This window comes from Rhodopseudomonas sp. B29 (assembly GCF_000333455.1).
In the GTDB taxonomy this organism is placed as follows: Bacteria; Pseudomonadota; Alphaproteobacteria; order Rhizobiales; family Xanthobacteraceae; genus Rhodopseudomonas.
The window spans coordinates 1-1,132 of the sequence record NZ_BADD01000159.1 but is presented as its reverse complement, the minus strand read 5'-3'; the positions used below and the strand labels follow the sequence as shown (position 1 = coordinate 1,132).

Below are 1,132 nucleotides of genomic sequence, written 5' to 3'. Positions count from 1 at the left end.
AGTTGCATCGCCGCGGCGCGGACCGCGCGGTTCTGGGTCGAAGAAGCTGCGCGCCGGTTCGGCAGTGACGGAGATCCCGACGCCATCGTGGCTTTCGCCAACATGACCCGGATGGTGACCGAGCGTGCTGCACTCGACGTCATGGAGAGCGTCCAGCGCGGCGTCGGCCTTCTCGCCTTCATCCGGCCCGATCCGATCGAGCGGATCTGCCGCGATCTGTCGACCTATCTGCGCCAGCCGGTGCCGGATCTGGCGATGAGCAACGCCGCGCGCGCGTGGCTGACATCCTCGGCGTCCGTGGGAGAGTTCTGATTGATCGTCGCCGAGTACTTCGACGCGATTCGCCGACTGCCGATGGGATCGCTGAAAGATCTCACCGGGGGGGCGCCTTGCGTCATCCTGTCGCCGCATCCTGACGACGAATCGCTCGGCACCGGCGGTTTGATTGCCGCCGCTTGTGACGCCGGCCATCGTGTCGAAATCGTCCTGATCACGGACGGAGGCGCCTCGCATCCGCAGTCGCCGACTTATCCGCGTCAACGCCTGATCGAACTGCGCCGCGCCGAGCTCGAACAGGCCGCCGAGCTGCTCGGGCTGCCGCCCGACCATCTTCATCATCTCGGACTGCCCGACACCCAGGCACCAACCGAAGGCCCGCCGTTCGACGCCGCCGTCCATGCGATCGCGGCAATCTGCATCCACGCCGGTGCCAAATCGCTGCTGGTGACATGGGACGGTGATCCGCATTGCGACCATCAGGCGACCGCAAGGATTGCCGAGGCGGTGTGTCGGCAGCACCCGCAGATCGCGCTATGGGCGTTTCCGATCTGGGGCTGGCATCTCGATCCGGCCGCGCCGCTCGACCGGCCGCCGCCCGAGGGGCTGCGGCTCGACATCTCGGCGCAGCATGGCCGCAAGCGCGCGGCGATCGACGCCCACGTCTCGCAGATGACCGACCTGATCGACGACGATCCGGACGGCTTCCGGTTCACCGACCAGACGTTGGCGCCGTTCGTCGGTCCCTACGAATACTATCTGAAGGTCTCGCCATGAGCCGCAAAACCGAGACGATCGCGGCGGACTATTTCGAACAGAAATATCGTGCCGATATCGATCCGTGGCGATTCCGCAG

1 protein-coding gene and 1 pseudogene are annotated in these 1,132 nt (G+C 66.0%); both read left to right on the top strand.

The annotated features are described in order from the left end of the window. Positions 1–312 (top strand): annotated as a pseudogene (locus I5M_RS05760) (acyl-CoA dehydrogenase); the annotation flags it as partial. Beyond that, positions 313–1,053, top strand: coding sequence for a PIG-L deacetylase family protein (locus I5M_RS05755; protein WP_022720532.1), 741 nt, complete (start codon positions 313–315; stop codon positions 1,051–1,053). It begins immediately after the preceding pseudogene. The last annotated feature ends 79 nt before the right edge of the window (positions 1,054–1,132 follow it).